The sequence below is a fragment of the Pseudozobellia thermophila genome (genome assembly GCF_900141855.1).
GTDB lineage: Bacteria > Bacteroidota > Bacteroidia > Flavobacteriales > Flavobacteriaceae > Pseudozobellia > Pseudozobellia thermophila.
Genome location: NZ_FQYU01000005.1, coordinates 112,037 through 127,352, shown reverse-complemented (window position 1 = coordinate 127,352; position 15,316 = coordinate 112,037). Strand labels below are relative to the sequence as shown.

At 48.5% G+C, this 15,316-nt stretch carries 14 protein-coding genes and 1 tRNA gene; 8 read left to right on the top strand and 7 right to left on the bottom strand.

What is annotated here, in order from left to right; translation table 11 throughout:
- The first annotated feature begins 79 nt into the window (after positions 1–79).
- The 5 genes from BUB37_RS13830 to BUB37_RS13810 all read left to right on the top strand — a co-directional run bounded on the left by BUB37_RS13830 (position 80) and on the right by BUB37_RS13810 (position 3,636).
- Positions 80–1,177 carry an amidohydrolase family protein gene (locus BUB37_RS13830; RefSeq protein ID WP_072994410.1) on the top strand — a complete coding sequence of 366 codons (1,098 nt, stop codon included), beginning with the start codon at positions 80–82 and terminating at the stop codon, positions 1,175–1,177.
- Positions 1,178–1,182: 5 nt separating this feature from the next.
- Positions 1,183–1,428 (top strand): VF530 family protein, encoded by a 246-nt coding sequence (locus BUB37_RS13825; protein ID WP_072994409.1) that lies wholly within the window; start codon positions 1,183–1,185, stop codon positions 1,426–1,428.
- Complete coding sequence (locus BUB37_RS13820; protein ID WP_072994408.1) at positions 1,429–1,887, top strand: tRNA (cytidine(34)-2'-O)-methyltransferase; 459 nt, start codon at positions 1,429–1,431, stop codon at positions 1,885–1,887.
- Between the two features lie 106 nt (positions 1,888–1,993).
- On the top strand, positions 1,994–2,674 hold the full coding sequence (gene rpe, locus BUB37_RS13815) for a ribulose-phosphate 3-epimerase (protein ID WP_072994407.1): 681 nt from the start codon (positions 1,994–1,996) through the stop codon (positions 2,672–2,674).
- On the top strand, positions 2,653–3,636 hold the full coding sequence (locus tag BUB37_RS13810; RefSeq protein ID WP_072994406.1) for a YpdA family putative bacillithiol disulfide reductase: 984 nt from the start codon (positions 2,653–2,655) through the stop codon (positions 3,634–3,636). Before rpe ends, BUB37_RS13810 begins: the two co-directional genes overlap by 22 nt.
- A 90-nt stretch (positions 3,637–3,726) precedes the next feature.
- Here BUB37_RS13810 and BUB37_RS13805 read toward each other — a convergent pair whose 3' ends face one another.
- Positions 3,727–6,126: a TonB-dependent receptor gene (locus BUB37_RS13805; RefSeq protein ID WP_072994543.1), complete on the bottom strand. Its 2,400-nt coding sequence runs from the start codon at positions 6,124–6,126 to the stop codon at positions 3,727–3,729.
- A 198-nt stretch (positions 6,127–6,324) separates the two neighbouring features.
- Between BUB37_RS13805 and BUB37_RS13800 the strand changes: the two genes are divergently transcribed.
- From BUB37_RS13800 to BUB37_RS13790, 3 genes are read left to right on the top strand one after another with little or no spacing between them, the layout of a single operon-like run.
- Positions 6,325–7,332, top strand: coding sequence for a sensor histidine kinase (locus tag BUB37_RS13800; protein WP_072994405.1), 1,008 nt, complete (start codon positions 6,325–6,327; stop codon positions 7,330–7,332).
- 3 nt (positions 7,333–7,335) lie between these two features.
- Positions 7,336–8,025, top strand: coding sequence for a LytR/AlgR family response regulator transcription factor (locus BUB37_RS13795; protein ID WP_072994404.1), 690 nt, complete (start codon positions 7,336–7,338; stop codon positions 8,023–8,025).
- A gap of 12 nt (positions 8,026–8,037) precedes the next feature.
- Complete coding sequence (locus BUB37_RS13790) at positions 8,038–8,925, top strand: dienelactone hydrolase family protein (RefSeq protein WP_072994403.1); 888 nt, start codon at positions 8,038–8,040, stop codon at positions 8,923–8,925.
- A gap of 348 nt (positions 8,926–9,273) precedes the next feature.
- On the opposite strand, the gene BUB37_RS13780 is transcribed toward BUB37_RS13790, so the two are convergent.
- The 6 genes from BUB37_RS13780 to murC all read right to left on the bottom strand — a co-directional run bounded on the left by BUB37_RS13780 (position 9,274) and on the right by murC (position 15,304).
- A tRNA-Arg gene (locus BUB37_RS13780) sits at positions 9,274–9,347 on the bottom strand.
- 5 nt (positions 9,348–9,352) lie between these two features.
- Positions 9,353–9,799 carry a GatB/YqeY domain-containing protein gene (locus BUB37_RS13775; protein WP_072994401.1) on the bottom strand — a complete coding sequence of 149 codons (447 nt, stop codon included), beginning with the start codon at positions 9,797–9,799 and terminating at the stop codon, positions 9,353–9,355.
- A 118-nt stretch (positions 9,800–9,917) separates the two neighbouring features.
- The gene (ftsZ, locus tag BUB37_RS13770) at positions 9,918–11,864 is read right to left on the bottom strand and encodes a cell division protein FtsZ (protein WP_072994400.1); all 1,947 of its coding nucleotides are present in this window, start codon (positions 11,862–11,864) and stop codon (positions 9,918–9,920) included.
- Between the two features lie 37 nt (positions 11,865–11,901).
- Complete coding sequence (gene ftsA, locus BUB37_RS13765) at positions 11,902–13,239, bottom strand: cell division protein FtsA (RefSeq protein WP_072994399.1); 1,338 nt, start codon at positions 13,237–13,239, stop codon at positions 11,902–11,904.
- Positions 13,240–13,242: 3 nt separating this feature from the next.
- Entirely contained in the window at positions 13,243–13,962 is a 720-nt protein-coding gene (locus tag BUB37_RS13760) for a cell division protein FtsQ/DivIB (protein ID WP_072994542.1), read from the bottom strand.
- Positions 13,952–15,304 carry a UDP-N-acetylmuramate--L-alanine ligase gene (murC, locus tag BUB37_RS13755; RefSeq protein ID WP_072994398.1) on the bottom strand — a complete coding sequence of 451 codons (1,353 nt, stop codon included), beginning with the start codon at positions 15,302–15,304 and terminating at the stop codon, positions 13,952–13,954. Before murC ends, BUB37_RS13760 begins: the two co-directional genes overlap by 11 nt.
- Positions 15,305–15,316: the final 12 nt, after the last annotated feature.

Sequence of the window (15,316 nt, the reverse complement as noted above, 5' to 3'; positions counted from 1 at the left end):
AGTTAAGGGCCTTGTATATTTCTTTTCTTGGAAAGAAGCGCTATATTTAAATACCTAGTTTTTCCAAACCCGACCGACCATGAAGAACCTCCTTCCCTTGTTACTTTTACTCTGTGCTTTCGCCTGCAAGGAAAAGCCGTCCAATACGGAAAGCCCAAACACGGCCCATACGGCCCCTACCGAAACCGAGGTACAGATAATCGATGCGCACGCCCATTTCAAGTACGACCGCGATTACCTTCCAGGGTTTATGAAATCACGTCAGATGAAGGCCGTACTGGTCGATGTGGCCTTGGCCGATTCGGAAGACTCCACGATTACGAAAAGAAATTGGAGGGAATACGTGGCCTTGGCCCAAAAACACCCCGAGCTGTTTTGGCTCTGTTCCTCGTTGATAGGCACCGGCATCGATGCACCCGATTACGCGGAAAGGGAGATTGCCCGCCTTGACAAGGAAATTGCCCAGGGAGCAAAAATGGTAAAGGTATGGAAGAACTTCGGCATGGTTACCCGGGACAAAACGGGCCACTACGTCCAAATCGACGATCCCCGACTTCAGCCCATCTGGGACTTTCTGAAAGAACGGAACATTCCCGTCATGGCACATATCGCCGAACCCGTGCAAGCCTGGAGGCCCTTGAGCAAAAAAAGCCCACACTACGGATACTATAGCGAACACCCCGAATACCACGCCTATAACTTTCCCGAAATCCCCGGCTACGAAACCATTATCGGGGCAAGGGACAACTGGATCGCCAAAAATCCGGGACTCCAAGTATTATGTGCCCATATTGGCAGTATGTCACATGACATTGACATGGTCTCCGAACGCCTAGACCGCTACCCGAACATGAAGGTAGAACTGGCCGCCCGGTTCGGCGACTTGGCCACGCAGGATTCCAAAAAGGTCAGGGCCTTTTTCGAAAAATACCAAGACCGTATCATGTTCGGTTCGGACTATGGCAACCGAGTGCCCCAAAGTGCACTGGCACCCGAAGAGATCGCTTCCGAAGAAAAAGAGCTTTCCGAGAGCTACGACAGGTTGGACCGATATTTGTCGACCTCCGATACCATCCAAATCCGCGGGCAAACCAATGTGGGCTTGGCACTTTCCGACGATGTCTTGAAAAAACTGTACGTAACGAATATTGTAAACTTTTTAAACCTCCAAGAATAAGCCCCATGAAGGAACAGAACGAAGCTTCCCCAAGCCAGCCCAACAACCCCTTGCACGGTGTAAAGTTGGCCGATATCCTTGAGCACCTTACACAAAAATACACGTGGGAAGAACTGGCCGACCGGGTAAACATCAACTCCTTTAAGAGCAATCCGTCCATTAAATCCTCATTAAAATTTTTAAGGCGCACCCCTTGGGCCCGGGAAAAGGTAGAACGACTATATTTGAAGTCGATTAAAAAACAGCATTAAGTGGCCTTGAACATCGTCCTTATCGAACCCGAGATTCCCAACAACACCGGAAACATTGGCCGGTTGGCCCTGGCAACGGGATCGAACCTTCATCTGGTAAAACCCTTTGGCTTTGAACTGAGCGACAAGAGGCTCAAACGGGCGGGACTCGACTACTGGCCCCATCTTTCGCTGTACACCTACGAAGACCAGGACGAGTTCTTCAGGATACACGGAAGCAAGAAAATGGTGTTTTTTTCAAGCCATGGCCAAAAGAAACACTGGTCTATCCCCTATGAAAACGACCTTTTTCTCATCTTCGGAAAAGAATCGGTCGGTTTGCCCAAGGAGCTTACCGAATCGAACGGAAACGATTTGTACCAAATCCCCCTCTACAGCGAGCACATACGCAGCCTAAACTTGGCCAACGCCGTTAGTATAGCTGTCTATGAAGGCCTGCGCCAACTTGGCGTCACCTAGGTCGCCCCATGGGCCACAAAACGGGCAAAGCGAAACAACTCTCCCTTTTCACTCCCTAAAAGCCCCCATTTCATTACTTTTGTACCGTAATTGAAGCGAAAACAAAATGAGCAAAGCCAAAATAGCACCATCGCTACTCGCCGCCGACTTCGGAAATCTACAGCGCGATGTCGAAATGGTCAACAAAAGTGAGGCCGACTGGCATCATATAGATATAATGGACGGGGTTTTTGTGCCCAATATCTCATATGGCATGCCCGTAGTCAAAGCCATTTCAAAACACGCTACAAAACCATTGGACGTTCATTTGATGATCGTAGACCCCGATCGGTATATCAATACCTTTGCCGAACTGGGCGCTACCTACCTAACGGTTCATTACGAGGCCTGTACACACCTGCACAGAACAATACAGGCCATTAAGGCAGCCGGCATGAAGGCCGGGGTGGCCCTTAACCCGCATACCAACGTGAATCTTCTTAAAAACATCATCAAAGACCTCGACCTCGTACTGATCATGAGCGTAAACCCCGGATTTGGAGGCCAAAGCTTTATCGAAAACAGCTATGAAAAAATAAGGGACGCCAAAGAACTCATAAAGATGAACGAATCAAAGGCCTTGGTCGAAGTCGACGGGGGCGTAACTATAAAAAACGCCAAGGCACTGATCAAAGCCGGTGCCGATGTCTTGGTGGCGGGCAGTTTTATTTTTAAAAGCGGGGATCCGGGCACTACGATCAAAGAACTTAAAGCAGCTACTGACAAATGGAGCATTTTCGAGTTGTAATCATTGGGGGCGGACCAATAGGTATTGCCTGTGCCCTTGAGGCGAAACAAAAGGGACTTAGCTATGTTATCTTGGAAAAAGGGCCCATTGTAAATTCCCTTTTCAACTATCCGATCAACATGCAGTTTTTTTCTTCTTCGGAAAAACTCGAGATCGACGGAATTCCCTTTATCAGTAAGGAAGCCAAGCCCAAACGGAACGAGGCCCTGGAATATTACAGGAGAATAGTAACCTCGAACAACCTCAACATTCGCCTGTTCGAAAAGGTGGAAAAGGTAGAGGCCTCCGGTAGCGGTTTTACGGTAAGGTCGAGCAAGCAGGAATATTCCGCCGACAAGGTAATCGTCGCGACCGGCTTTTACGACCTTCCCAACACCCTCGACGTACCCGGTGAGGATCTGCCGAAAGTATCGCATTATTACAAAGACCCCCACTTTTACGCCAGTCAAAAACTTGCGGTAATCGGGGCCAGTAACTCGGCCATTGACGCCGCCCTCGAATGCTGGCGAAAAGGGGCCGAGGTATCCCTTATCATCAGGGGCGCGGAGGTAGGCCAACGAGTCAAATATTGGGTAAGGCCCGATATAATCAACCGTATCGAAGAAGGCAGCATAAAGGCTTACTACCGTTCAACGGTAAAGGAAATCAAGGAATCGGAAATCATTATCAATACGCCCGAGGGGGAAGTAACACTTGAAAACGACTTTGTTCTGGCCCTGACTGGTTACAAGCCCAATTTTGAATTTCTTGAAAGTATGGGCATTGAACTTTCCGATGACGAAAAGCGACTACCCCGGTACAACCCCGAAACCATGGAAACCAACGTACCCGGAATTTACTTGGCGGGCGTTATTTGCGGAGGTATGGAAACCCACAAGTGGTTTATCGAAAACTCAAGGGTACACGCCCAAATGATCGTCGACGATATCCTAAGGAAAAAAGCAGTGGCTTCGGAGCACTAAGGCTGGCAACCCGCCTCTAAAAAATGAAGCCAAATGAAGGGACGCAAAAGCGACTTACTCCATTTGGCCTACCATGACATTTTAAATCCCTTATCTTCGACGGCGCTGCCCCGAGTACTGCATGGCCTCTCCCTTGCCGAAACCATAGCTAAAACCGAAGGCTACGAAACGCCCGCGTTGCCGTCGATTGTACACCTCAAAATCGGTCTGGGCGACCAGGCTTTCGCTAATGCGGGAGGCGAACAAGTCGCGGATACTTAGGTTGAGAACGGCCTTCCCTTTGAGGATGTTCTTTCGCAGTCCGAGGTCCAAATAGGCCATATCCTCCATTTCACTTTGTACGGTCCTGTAACTCGATTGGTAGTTGCCGGTCATTTCGAAATCGAAATCGGCGGGCAACTTCACCTTCGTCATCAATTTAGAGGACCATTGATCACCGGTAAAGTCAAAAATTTGGCTGTCGAAAACACCATCCCTGGTAAAGGAACTGTAATTAAAGTCCCCGTTAAGGGTGAGCCATTTGAGGGGACTGTATTTGGCGTTGAACTCGACGCCCGTCGCTTTGTTGGTACCGATGTTCTCGGGTCGGTAAGTGCTAACGTTGTCTTCAAAGGTAGAGACCCTTTCGATCACATCGGTGGTATATCTGTGGTAGACCCCCAAATTCAAGGAAGCCTTGCCCAAAATATAGATACTGGTAATTTCGTAGGAATCGGTAAACTCGGGCTCCAATTCCGGATTCCCTTGTCGTATGCTGTAGTTGTTGCGGATATTGAAGAAGGGGTTCAGGTCCCACATTCTGGGCCTGTAAATACGTTTTGAATACCCGGCCTGCAAAGACACCTTATCCGAAAATTTGTACGAGGTATGCGCACTCGGAAAGAAGTTGACGTAATCTTGGTCGTTCGATTCCCCGGTGGTAGCCAAATAGGTCCCGAGGTCGGTATGCTCCAGTCGCAGTCCTCCTTTTACGCCCCATTTTTTTCCTTCGTAAGAGCCCGTACCATAAACCCCCAATACCTTTTGGTTGTACTCAAAGACGTTGGTAAGGCCCGGATCGTTCACGTACGTCCCATTTTCATAATTGTTTACCTCGTAATCGTTGCTTACATCGTTGAGTACGTATTGGGCACCGGTTTCTATGGTCACTTCGTCCGTCAGCGGATTGGTATAATCCAACTTAAACGTAAAGACCGCCTCTTTAAAATCGGTACGCGTCTGCTGCTGTGAATCCATATCCTCGCCCCCTACCGTGGCATCAAAGAACTCGGAAGACTGGTCTTTGGCGAAAAAATTACCCAGACCGCTAAAAAGAAGGGTATGCTCATCATCGTCCTCGTCAAAGTTCTTCTTGTACTGCAGCTCGTACTGAAACTTGGGGTTACGGGCATCGGTAACCTCGGTGCGCTGCCACTGCGAAACCAGGGAGTTGGCACCGTCGTATTCGGCAAAATCGGTCGTCGAGGGCTGATCTTCCATTTCTAGGGCAAAATTGCCCGACAGGGTAAGAACGTTCAAATCGTTGATGTGGTAGTCGGCCCCCAAAACCAAGTTGTAATAATCTTCGTTTCGATGCTCCGTACCGGTGCTTACGACCGAGGTATTGTCCTCCAAATTAAGGTTTCTGTTCTCAATATCGGTAGGGATATCGCGGACCCCTACCCCGATTTGACTAAAGAGGTTGAATTTTTCGGTACGCCTGTTCAGGCTAATGCCCACACTATGGCCAGCTGGCGTACCCGTATTTACGGATATGGAACCGTTAAGCCCCTTGCGCTCATCCTTTTTCAGTACGATATTGATAATTCCCGAGGTACCCTCGGCGTCGTATTTGGCCGAAGGGTTGGTAATCACCTCTACCCTTTCGATCATATCGGCGGTAATCGTCCCCAAGGCATTGCCCTCTTCACTGGCAATTATCGACGGCTTACCGTTAATGAGCATCTGCACCCCTTGGCTACCGCGCAAACTTACCTGGCCTTCTATGTTGACGTTTACCGAAGGTACATTGTTCAGCACTTCGAGGGCACTGGCCCCCGTACTGCTCAGGTCCTTGCCCACATTGAACACCCGTTTGTCAAGTTTGAACTCGGTGCGCGATATTTCACCGGCGACCACGACCTCTTCCAATTGTTCGGCATCCTCTGAAAGGGCCACCGTTCCGAGATCCATTGTAGAGCTTCGGGTAGCCGGTTGCCCGAAGGTTTTGGTCTGAAAGCCCAAAAAACCTATTTCGACATAAAAATTATTGGCGGTCGTCTCAAAGCTAAAGGTACCGTCATCGGCCGTTGTGGTCCCCGTAATGGGTTTCTTGGTTTCATTATCGGCGGCCATGACCGTGGCAAAGGCTATGGGTTCCCCGCTTCCCTGTTCAACCACCTTTCCCTTGATCAAAATGGGATCGCCATTCTGTGCCCTCGCCCACTGCAGCCCGAAAAACAAGAGGCCGACAACGAGTATTCGTAAAAATTGTTCTGTTTTTGGTAACATGTTGATCGGTATAATTTGCGTTTTACCAAAGATGGTATTAATTGTAAAAAATAAAAAGGGATTGCCCCAAACGACAATAGTTTTCCAGTAAACGACCAAAAATTATGTTAAAGTGAAGATCAGGTCGTTCGGGGCAGAAAAAATGCCGTTGGCATTCCAGAATTTTATCGTGCCGGGACAAAATCTTAGCTTTATGAAATGAAACACGCCACTATCTCAAGAAAGGAACTGGTATTTCAGGTTATTCTACACGTTCTCGTTCTTCTCTTTTATTCATTTGACAGGAACGACCCGGGAATAACACTGGCCCAATGTGTATTTTTTTTGGTCTACACCATTTCGGCCGGCCTTATCACCTATTACCTAATGCCGAAATTTCTGTACAAAAAGAAATACTGGCAATTCTTCGGATGGGTCGTAGCCGTCTTCGTCGTGGTTATCATAACCGAAGAGCTTCTGGAAATTGTCTTTTACCCGGGCACCAAGCGCGCCGGGATCGTACCGGGTATCTATTTCGCCTTTTTCGATATTTTGCCGATAATCACTATTCTATCGGGCTTCAAGTTTGCCTGGGACGCCATTGAAAGTCAACACGAGGTGGAAAAGCTGAAAAGCTATGTACAGGAAAGCGAGCTCCAATTTCTAAAATCCCAGATCAACCCACACTTCCTGTTCAACAACCTGAACAATCTGTACTCCTATGCCTTAGAAGGTTCGCCAAAGACCCCCGAAATCATCCTCGAAATGAGCGGGGTTTTACGCTACATGTTGTATGAGTGCAAAGAAAAATTCGTTCCCCTTAAAAAAGAACTAGAACAAGTTAGTAACTTTATAAAGCTCTATAAGTTACAGATCGAAGAGCGGGGCAAAGTAGATTTTAGAATAAGTGAAATCGGTTCGGAGTATAAGATCGCCCCGCTGATATTGATCGTTTTTATTGAAAACGCCTTTAAACACAGTCAATCGGGGCAATCGAAAAATATTGAAATAGATATAGACATAAGGTTGGAGAACAACACTTTGATATTCAAGTGCCTGAACAATTTCGAACCTGTAGAGGGACTCGACAGTGTGGCCAAGGGCATCGGGCTTCAAAACGTAGGGAAACGGCTGAAATTGCTATATCCCAACAAACACAAGCTCGAAATCGAGGAAAGTGAAAAGCTCTTTTCGGTCAACCTGAGCATGCAATTAGAAAAATTTTAGACCATGCATTGCATCATCATAGAAGATCAACCGCCCGCACAACGTATTCTCAAGAAGTACATTGAAGATATGGGCACCTTAAAGCTACAAGGGGTCTTTTCCGATGCCATACAGGCCATGGACTGCCTAAAGACCCATCCTGTGGACCTGATGTTTTTAGACATTCACCTCCCTAAAATATCGGGCATCGATTTTTTAAAATCGATGGCCCACCCGCCCCAGGTCATACTTACCACGGCCTTTTCGGAATATGCCTTGGAGAGCTACGAATTCAATGTAGTCGACTATTTATTGAAACCTTTCTCGTTTCAACGCTTCGTGAAAGCCGTCTCGAAGGCAGTCGAAAGAAACAGGCTCCTCCTCGCCCAGTCTCCCGGTGGGCGCAAGGAAATCTATATCAAATCGGGCTACGAACTTGTCAAAGTGGTCATAGACAACATTCTGTATATTTCTTCGGATGCGGATTATACCGAAATCGTAACCCCGGAAAAAAAATACCTTTCGAACGAACCGCTCCGATTTTGGGAAGAAGCGTTCCAACAACCCCATTTCTACCGGATCCACCGCTCTCACATCATCAACACCTCCAAGATCAAAAAACTGGTCGGCAACCAGATATACCTCTCCGACAGCATAGTACTGCCCATAGGCAGGGCCTACAAGGAAGATTTTGTAAAACGCATTTTATACTAAACGCATCCCACCATGAAAAAGCTTAAAAAGGAACAGATCAAACAAGAGGTTTTCGATCTATACGATGCCTATGCCCACAACCGGCTCCAACGCAGGGAATTTATCGAAAAATTGTCCATCTATGCGGTTGGCGGACTTACCGTTGCCTCGCTGATGGGTTTTTTAATGCCCAATTACGAGGATACGCTTATCGTACCAAAGAACGACCCCCAACTCGAATCGGGCTATATCGAATACCCATCGCCAAAGGGCGGGGGCACCATCAAAGGATTGCTTTCCCTACCGAAAAACACCAAGAAAAAATGGGGCGGCATCGTGGTGGTACACGAAAACCGGGGACTCAACCCCTATATCGAGGATACGGCGCGCAGGGCCGCCCTTGAAGGCTTTATTACCCTTGCCCCCGATGCCCTGAGTCCACTTGGCGGATACCCGGGCAATGACGATGAAGGACGTGAAATGCAGCGCAAACGCGACCGCAACGAAATGCTCGAAGATTTTATTGCCGCCTTCGCCTACCTCAAAAACCACAAAAACTGTTCAGGAAAAATAGGGGTCGTAGGCTTTTGTTTCGGAGGATGGATATCGAACATGATGGCGGTCAGGATTCCCGACCTGGCTGCGGCGGTACCTTTCTATGGCGGACAGCCCAAGGAGGACATCGACAAGATCAAGGCCCCGCTGATGCTGCAATTTGCCGGCTTGGACGAACGGGTCAATGCGGGATGGCCGGAATACGAAAAGGCCCTCAAGGAAAACGGCAAGAAGTACGAGGCATACACCTATCCCGATGTCAACCACGGTTTTCACAACACCTCGACCCCGAGGTACGATAAGGCGGCCGCGGAACTGGCCTGGAAACGGACGATGGACTTTTTCAGGAAGCACCTAAACGGCTAGCTTCTTTTAAGGTAGCCCAATGTTCAAGGATCAATGAAAGGTGTGGCTCCGCCTTTCCTGACAAAGCTCCGCTTTGAAAATCAAAAGGCCGCACTTACACAGTCGACCGGGAAAAACCTCAATGCCCAATATCCCAAAACAGGATTGGCTCCGCCTTTCCTGACAAAGCTCCGCTTTGAAAATCAAAAGGCCGCACTTACACAGTCGACCGGGAAAAACCTCAATGCCCAATACCCCAAAACAGGATTGGCTCCGCCTTTCCTGACAAAGCTCCGCTTTGAAAATCAAAAGGCCGCACTTACAAATTCAAGTAAACTTGATTTGACGTGCAGCCTTTTGATTTATTCGTGACCCCGGCAGGATTCAAACCTGCAACCCTCAGAGCCGAAATCTGATGCGCTATTCAGTTGCGCCACGGGGCCTATTGTTAAGCTAACTTCTTCTTCACTATGGTGGAGATGGTCTTACCATCTGCCTGGCCTGCCAACTCCTTCGAAACGATGCCCATTACCTTGCCCATATCCTTCATACCGCTGGCACCGGTTGCTTCGATTGCCTTGGCCACAGCCTTTTCTATTTCCTCTTCCGAAAGTTGTTCGGGTAAAAACTGCTCGATTACCGCCACTTGGGCCAATTCGGGCTCGGCCAGATCGGCCCTCCCCTGTTTCTGAAAAATAGCTGCGCTATCCTTTCGTTGCTTGACCAGTTTTTGAACCAGTTTAACCTCGTCTTCCTCGGTAAGCTCGTTCCCCGAACCATCGGTCTGGGCCAATAGCAATGCCGACTTAATGGCACGTAAAGACTCAAGTGCGACGGCATCCTTGGCCTTCATTGCCGCCTTCATTTGCTCCATTACTTTTTGCTGTAAGCCCATTACTTTTTATTTTCGGAATGCGAAGATAAAAAATAAACCCGAAAAATTTACCTATTTTTCGGGTTTAACTTTGAGTTAGTATAGATTCCAACAAAAGTCCTTGATTCCGAACTTTTTGCTAATCTACGTTATCGTGCAGAAAGGAATTGTTGGAGCGCAATTGAATTTCATCGTTGCTGTCCGAGCCCAAGGTAGTTCTTGAAACCCTTCCTTCTTGGTTACGTACATCGTCCAAATCGATTCCCTGTCTCTTGTAGGCCGGCTCTTTTTCGATCTCGTCGATGCTGCTTACACTGTTCTGAAACTTATAGTTAAAGTCTTTAAGCTTTCTTCTACGTTCGTCGGCACGCTCCTTTAACAACTCTTCGATGGGGCTGTTCATGGGATCGACCTCGGTTTCAGCGGAATTCTGCGGACCGTTTTGTAGGTTCTCGACCGATTTTTTCTCGATAAGCATCTCCTCTTCGACCGGTTCCTGCTTCGGCTGGGCCTTATTGAGCTTATCCTCGAGCTCCATATAATCGTCCAAACTGTAGCGGGTTTCCCCGTTCTTATTGTACTCAAGCACCGGAATAACCTCCACCGGGTTGTTTACCTCCATATCGCTGACATCGTCATCAAGACTAAAGGTTATTACGTTCTCCTTTTCCGCTTCCTCCTCGACCTCTTCGTTTTCGGTCAGGGGCATATCGAAACTCATGGCGATCTGCTCTTCCTTCAATCGGTCGAACTCGACGGTAATGGGATCTACTACCTCCATATCCCGAATCGAGCTTCCCGACTCGATAATTACGAAGTCGTCGTCAAGAACGTCGTTCTTCTTATCGACCTTCTCCACTACCTCTTCGTAGAAGACATTGAAGTTCTTGATGTAATCGGTAGTCTTTACCAAGTCCATGCCCATATCTTCGGGCTCCTCCTCGATCAAGGTGTGTTTGATGATCGGTTCGGGGACTTCCTCCTCCTCTACCAAATGATGGACGATGTTCTTATTGGCAGTAAGGTCTTGCTGAGCCTTTTGCTCGTCTTCGAGGGTATGGATGATCTTTTTGCTTTCGGTGTTGACGATATCGTCTTGCTGATCTACGTTAAAGCCCGTGGCGATCACGGTAACCGCGATGGCCTCGCCCAAATCCTCATCTTCGCCGACACCCATGATAATGTTGGCCCCATGTCCGGCCTCGGCCTGGATATGGTCGTTGATCTCCCCGATTTCGTCGATGGTAATTTCTTGGGAACCTGAAACGATGAGCAATAATACGTTCTTGGCCCCTGAGATTTTATTATCGTTGAGCAAGGGCGAATCCAAGGCCTTCATGATCGCCTCGTTGGCCCTGGCCGATCCGGTGGCCATGGCGGATCCCATAATGGCCGTACCACTGTTGGAAAGTACGGTCTTGGCATCGCGAAGGTCGATGTTCTGGGTATAGTGGTGGGTAATTACCTCGGCGATTCCCCTTGCCGCGGTAGAAAGCACTTCGTCGGCCTTGGAGAAACCGGCCTTAAAGCCCAGGTTACCATATACCTCACGCAATTTATTGTTGTTGATAACAATGAGCGAATCAACGTTGGCACGCAGCTTTTCGATACCGATGCGCGCTTGTTCGCAACGCATCTTGCCCTCAAACTCGAAAGGCATGGTAACGATACCCACGGTAAGCACGTCCAATTCTTTCGCTTGTTTGGCGATTACGGGAGCGGCACCAGTACCCGTTCCTCCGCCCATACCGGCTGTGATAAAGATCATTTTAGTGGTAGTGGCCAGCATCTGCTTGATCTCTTCCATACTCTCCAAGGCGGCCTGCTCCCCTACTTCGGGGTTGGCACCAGCACCCAACCCTTCCGTCAGCGAAACGCCCAATTGGATCTTTGTAGGTACCGGACTATTGTTCAGCGCCTGTGCATCGGTATTGCAGATGACAAAATCGACCCCATTGATTCCCGATTGAAACATGTGGTTGATGGCATTGCTACCACCACCGCCGACGCCGATGACCTTTATTACATTGCTTTGATTCTTCGGGAGATCAAACGCTATCCCATCAAATTCCGTGTTGTTGCTCATAGTTATTTTTTATTACTGGTTAATGCTTATATTTTCCTTATTCGGCGTTGTCTAAAAAATCCTTCAATTTTTCGGACCAAACTTCGAACACCGACTTTTTTTCCTTTTTCTTTTTTGTTGCTTGGGGCTTGGATACCTGTTCTTCATGACCGGCCATAACCAATTCCCCTTCGTCCGTTTGGGGTGCTTTTTTCTCTACCGGCTTTTTCTTGGCCTCGTTCGAAACCGCGTTCATCAACAGTCCAACCGCTGTAGCGTACATCGGACTGGCGATATCGGCATCGGAGTCGCCCGCCAAATGCTCGTTAGGGTAGCCGATACGGGTATCCATCCCGGTGATGTATTCCACCAATTGCTTCAAATGCTTCAACTGGCTTCCGCCACCGGTAAGTACGATACCTGCGATCAGTTTCTTCTTCTGCTCTTCGTGGCCGTAGTTCTTGATCTCGGTGTACACCTGCTCAATGATCTCGACCACCCTGGCATGGATGATCTTCGAAAGGTTCTTCAAGGTGATTTCCTTGGGTTCCCTCCCGCGCAGTCCGGGAATGGACACAATTTCGTTATCCTTGTTTTCCCCGGGCCAGGCCGAACCGAACTTTATTTTCAACAGTTCCGCCTGCTTTTCGATAATGGAGCATCCTTCCTTGATGTCTTCGGTAATAACACCGCCTCCAAAAGGTATGACCGCCGTATGGCGGATGATCCCATCCTTAAAGATGGCGAGATCGGTCGTACCGCCCCCTATATCGATCAATGCCACCCCGGCCTCCTTTTCCTCTTTGCTGAGAACGGCATCGGAGGATGCCAAGGGCTCAAGGGTGATGTTTCCAAGGTTGAGTCCGGCACTCTTGATGCACCGCCCCACATTTTTGATGGACGATACCTGGCCGACGACCACGTGGAAATTGGCTTCCAAGCGACCACCGTACATACCGATGGGCTCCTTGATCTCGGCTTGCCCGTCTACCTTGTACTCCTGCGGCAGCACATGGATGATTTCCTCCCCGGGAAGCATGACCAACTTGTACACTTGGTTACAGAGCTTGTCCAAATCTTCCTCGCCGATCACTTCTTCCGAATCGGCCCGGGTAATATAATCGCTATGGTGAAGGCTACGGATATGCTGCCCGGCAATGCCGACGACCACAGAGCCTATTTTGAGCCCCGAACTGGCCTCCGCCCCTTCGACGGCCTGCTGGATCGATTGTATGGTTTGGGTAATATTGTTTACCACTCCCCGGTGTACCCCAAGGCTCTTGGATTTTCCAATCCCCAGCACCTCGATTTTACCGTACTCGTTTTCACGGCCGATGATGGCCACGATCTTGGTGGTCCCTATGTCCAGTCCTACAGAATAATTACCTACTTCCATAACTTATATTTTAGTGCACACTACTTGATTGTTAAACTCTAAACTTACCATACCATATTGGTCCAATGCCCTATCCTTTTTGGCTTTGGCATAAAAAGCCTTGAAATTTGCGAACTTTTTCTGCAGCGCTTCGACGTCGCCCAACTCCACTACAAACCGTTCGGTGCGAAAGCGAAGTTGATACTTGGACTCCGACTCAATATGTATACCAATGACGTTCTTTCTAAGAAAATCGTCTTTGTTGATATAGTTCAAAATTTCATATACATCCGCCAAGCTCTCGCCCGTTATCCGACCCGTGATTATAGGTACTCGGGCAGAGTGGCTCGTTGACAATGGCATGCGTTTTCCCTCGTCATCGAGGTAAAACTTGGAATCTCCTTCTATACGTCCGATTGGTTTGCGCTGAACGATCTTCGACGCCAACTTTCCGTTTATGGTGAGATAAACTTGTGCACTTTTTACCATTTTGTTGGCCTCAAGGGCCTTCTCCATAGTATTCAAAACTAATTTTTCTTTGGGCACATTTTCAAGGCTGCCGAATTTTTGTATTAACAATTTATTAACCGCGCCCTGGGTAATGTACAAGTTCTGATCACCGACAAATTCGATCTCGATTCCGTTTACGTTTTTTTGGGCACTTCTGTGATTGGAAAAAGCGTAAAGCCCCATGATCACGAGTACCAAGGCCATTAATTTTATGTAGTCGTAATTAATGCGCATACCCAAATTCATTTTTTATCTTTTCTACCTCCAAACCGATATCACCGGCCCCCATGGTAACCAAAACCTCGGGGTCGTACCGCTTGATCTCTTCGATCAGATTTGCTTTTTCAATTCTTTTTTTGTTAGCGACATCCATTTTGCCCAACAACCATTCCGACGTTACCCCTTCAATGGGCTTTTCCCTGGCGGGATAGATATCGAGCAACAAAACACTTTCGAATTGCGAAAGGCTTTTGGCAAAATCGTCGACAAAGTCCTTCGTCCTTGAAAACAAATGGGGCTGAAACACCACCAATGTCTTCTTGTTCGGGTGCATTTCGACAAGGGCCTGGTAAACCGCATTGATCTCCGTTGGATGATGGGCATAATCGTCTATATACACAAAATCATCGCGTTTGACCTGGTACGAGAACCTGCGCTGCACCCCCTTGAAGCTTTCCAAGGCCGCGGCCAGTTCGTCTACGGGACGGCCCGAAAAGGTAGCCATGGCGAATGCCGCCAGGGCATTCAAAAGGTTGTGCCTCCCCGGCTTATTGAATCTTACCCCTTTCAGTAGGCCATCGGGGGTACGGATATCAAAGACATAGGTTCCGCCCTCTATGGCCACACCTTCTATGCAGTAATCGCTGCCATCATCGATACCATAGGTCTTACCCTCAAGCGGCAATCCCTTGCGCACCAACAACTGCCCCCCGGGCTTTATTCGTTCGGTAAAGGCACTAAACGACCTGTGCAGTTCGTCGACATCGCCATAAATATCCAGGTGATCGGCATCCATTGAGGTTACGCAGGCCACATTGGGCGACAGCCTCAGAAAGGACCTGTCGAACTCGTCGGCCTCCACTACCGAATATTCGTTGCCCTCGAAGACAAAATTGCTATTAAAATCTTCCGAAATCCCTCCTAGAAAGGCGGTAAACGGCGTATTGGCCTCCTTGAGCAAATGGGCCAAAATACTCGTTGTCGTGGTTTTGCCGTGCGTACCCGCAACGGCAAAACAAAACGTATCTTTCGTAATGAGTCCCAGTACCTCCGAGCGCTTCTTGATCTCAAAGCCCCGGTTCAAAAAATACTGGTATTGGGAGTGTTCCGTAGGAACGGCCGGCGTATAGACCACCAAGGTCTGCCTGGCATCGCGGCATCCTTCGGGAATGGCCCCCACGTCGTCCCGATAATGGACGGCAATACCCAGGGACTCCAACTCGAGGGTCAATGGTGTGCGTGTCTTGTCGTAGCCCGCCACCTGTTTGCCTATAAACTTGAAATAACGCGCCAAGGCAGACATACCTATGCCCCCTATACCGATAAAAAAGACGTTATTTATAGTTTTTAAATTCATTTCCCTACCTGG

Bases quoted from the DNA above. Each gene is read 5' to 3' on its own strand.
- BUB37_RS13830 (WP_072994410.1), top strand. From the start codon at position 80: ATGAAGAACCTCCTTCCCTTGTTACTTTTACTCTGTGCTTTCGCCTGC.
- BUB37_RS13825 (WP_072994409.1), top strand. From the start codon at position 1,183: ATGAAGGAACAGAACGAAGCTTCCCCAAGCCAGCCCAACAACCCCTTG.
- rpe (WP_072994407.1), top strand. From the start codon at position 1,994: ATGAGCAAAGCCAAAATAGCACCATCGCTACTCGCCGCCGACTTCGGA.
- BUB37_RS13810 (WP_072994406.1), top strand. From the start codon at position 2,653: ATGGAGCATTTTCGAGTTGTAATCATTGGGGGCGGACCAATAGGTATT.
- BUB37_RS13805 (WP_072994543.1), bottom strand. From the start codon at position 6,126: ATGTTACCAAAAACAGAACAATTTTTACGAATACTCGTTGTCGGCCTC.
- BUB37_RS13800 (WP_072994405.1), top strand. From the start codon at position 6,325: ATGAAACACGCCACTATCTCAAGAAAGGAACTGGTATTTCAGGTTATT.
- BUB37_RS13795 (WP_072994404.1), top strand. From the start codon at position 7,336: ATGCATTGCATCATCATAGAAGATCAACCGCCCGCACAACGTATTCTC.
- BUB37_RS13790 (WP_072994403.1), top strand. From the start codon at position 8,038: ATGAAAAAGCTTAAAAAGGAACAGATCAAACAAGAGGTTTTCGATCTA.
- BUB37_RS13775 (WP_072994401.1), bottom strand. From the start codon at position 9,799: ATGGGCTTACAGCAAAAAGTAATGGAGCAAATGAAGGCGGCAATGAAG.
- ftsZ (WP_072994400.1), bottom strand. From the start codon at position 11,864: ATGAGCAACAACACGGAATTTGATGGGATAGCGTTTGATCTCCCGAAG.
- ftsA (WP_072994399.1), bottom strand. From the start codon at position 13,239: ATGGAAGTAGGTAATTATTCTGTAGGACTGGACATAGGGACCACCAAG.
- BUB37_RS13760 (WP_072994542.1), bottom strand. From the start codon at position 13,962: ATGCGCATTAATTACGACTACATAAAATTAATGGCCTTGGTACTCGTG.
- murC (WP_072994398.1), bottom strand. From the start codon at position 15,304: ATGAATTTAAAAACTATAAATAACGTCTTTTTTATCGGTATAGGGGGC.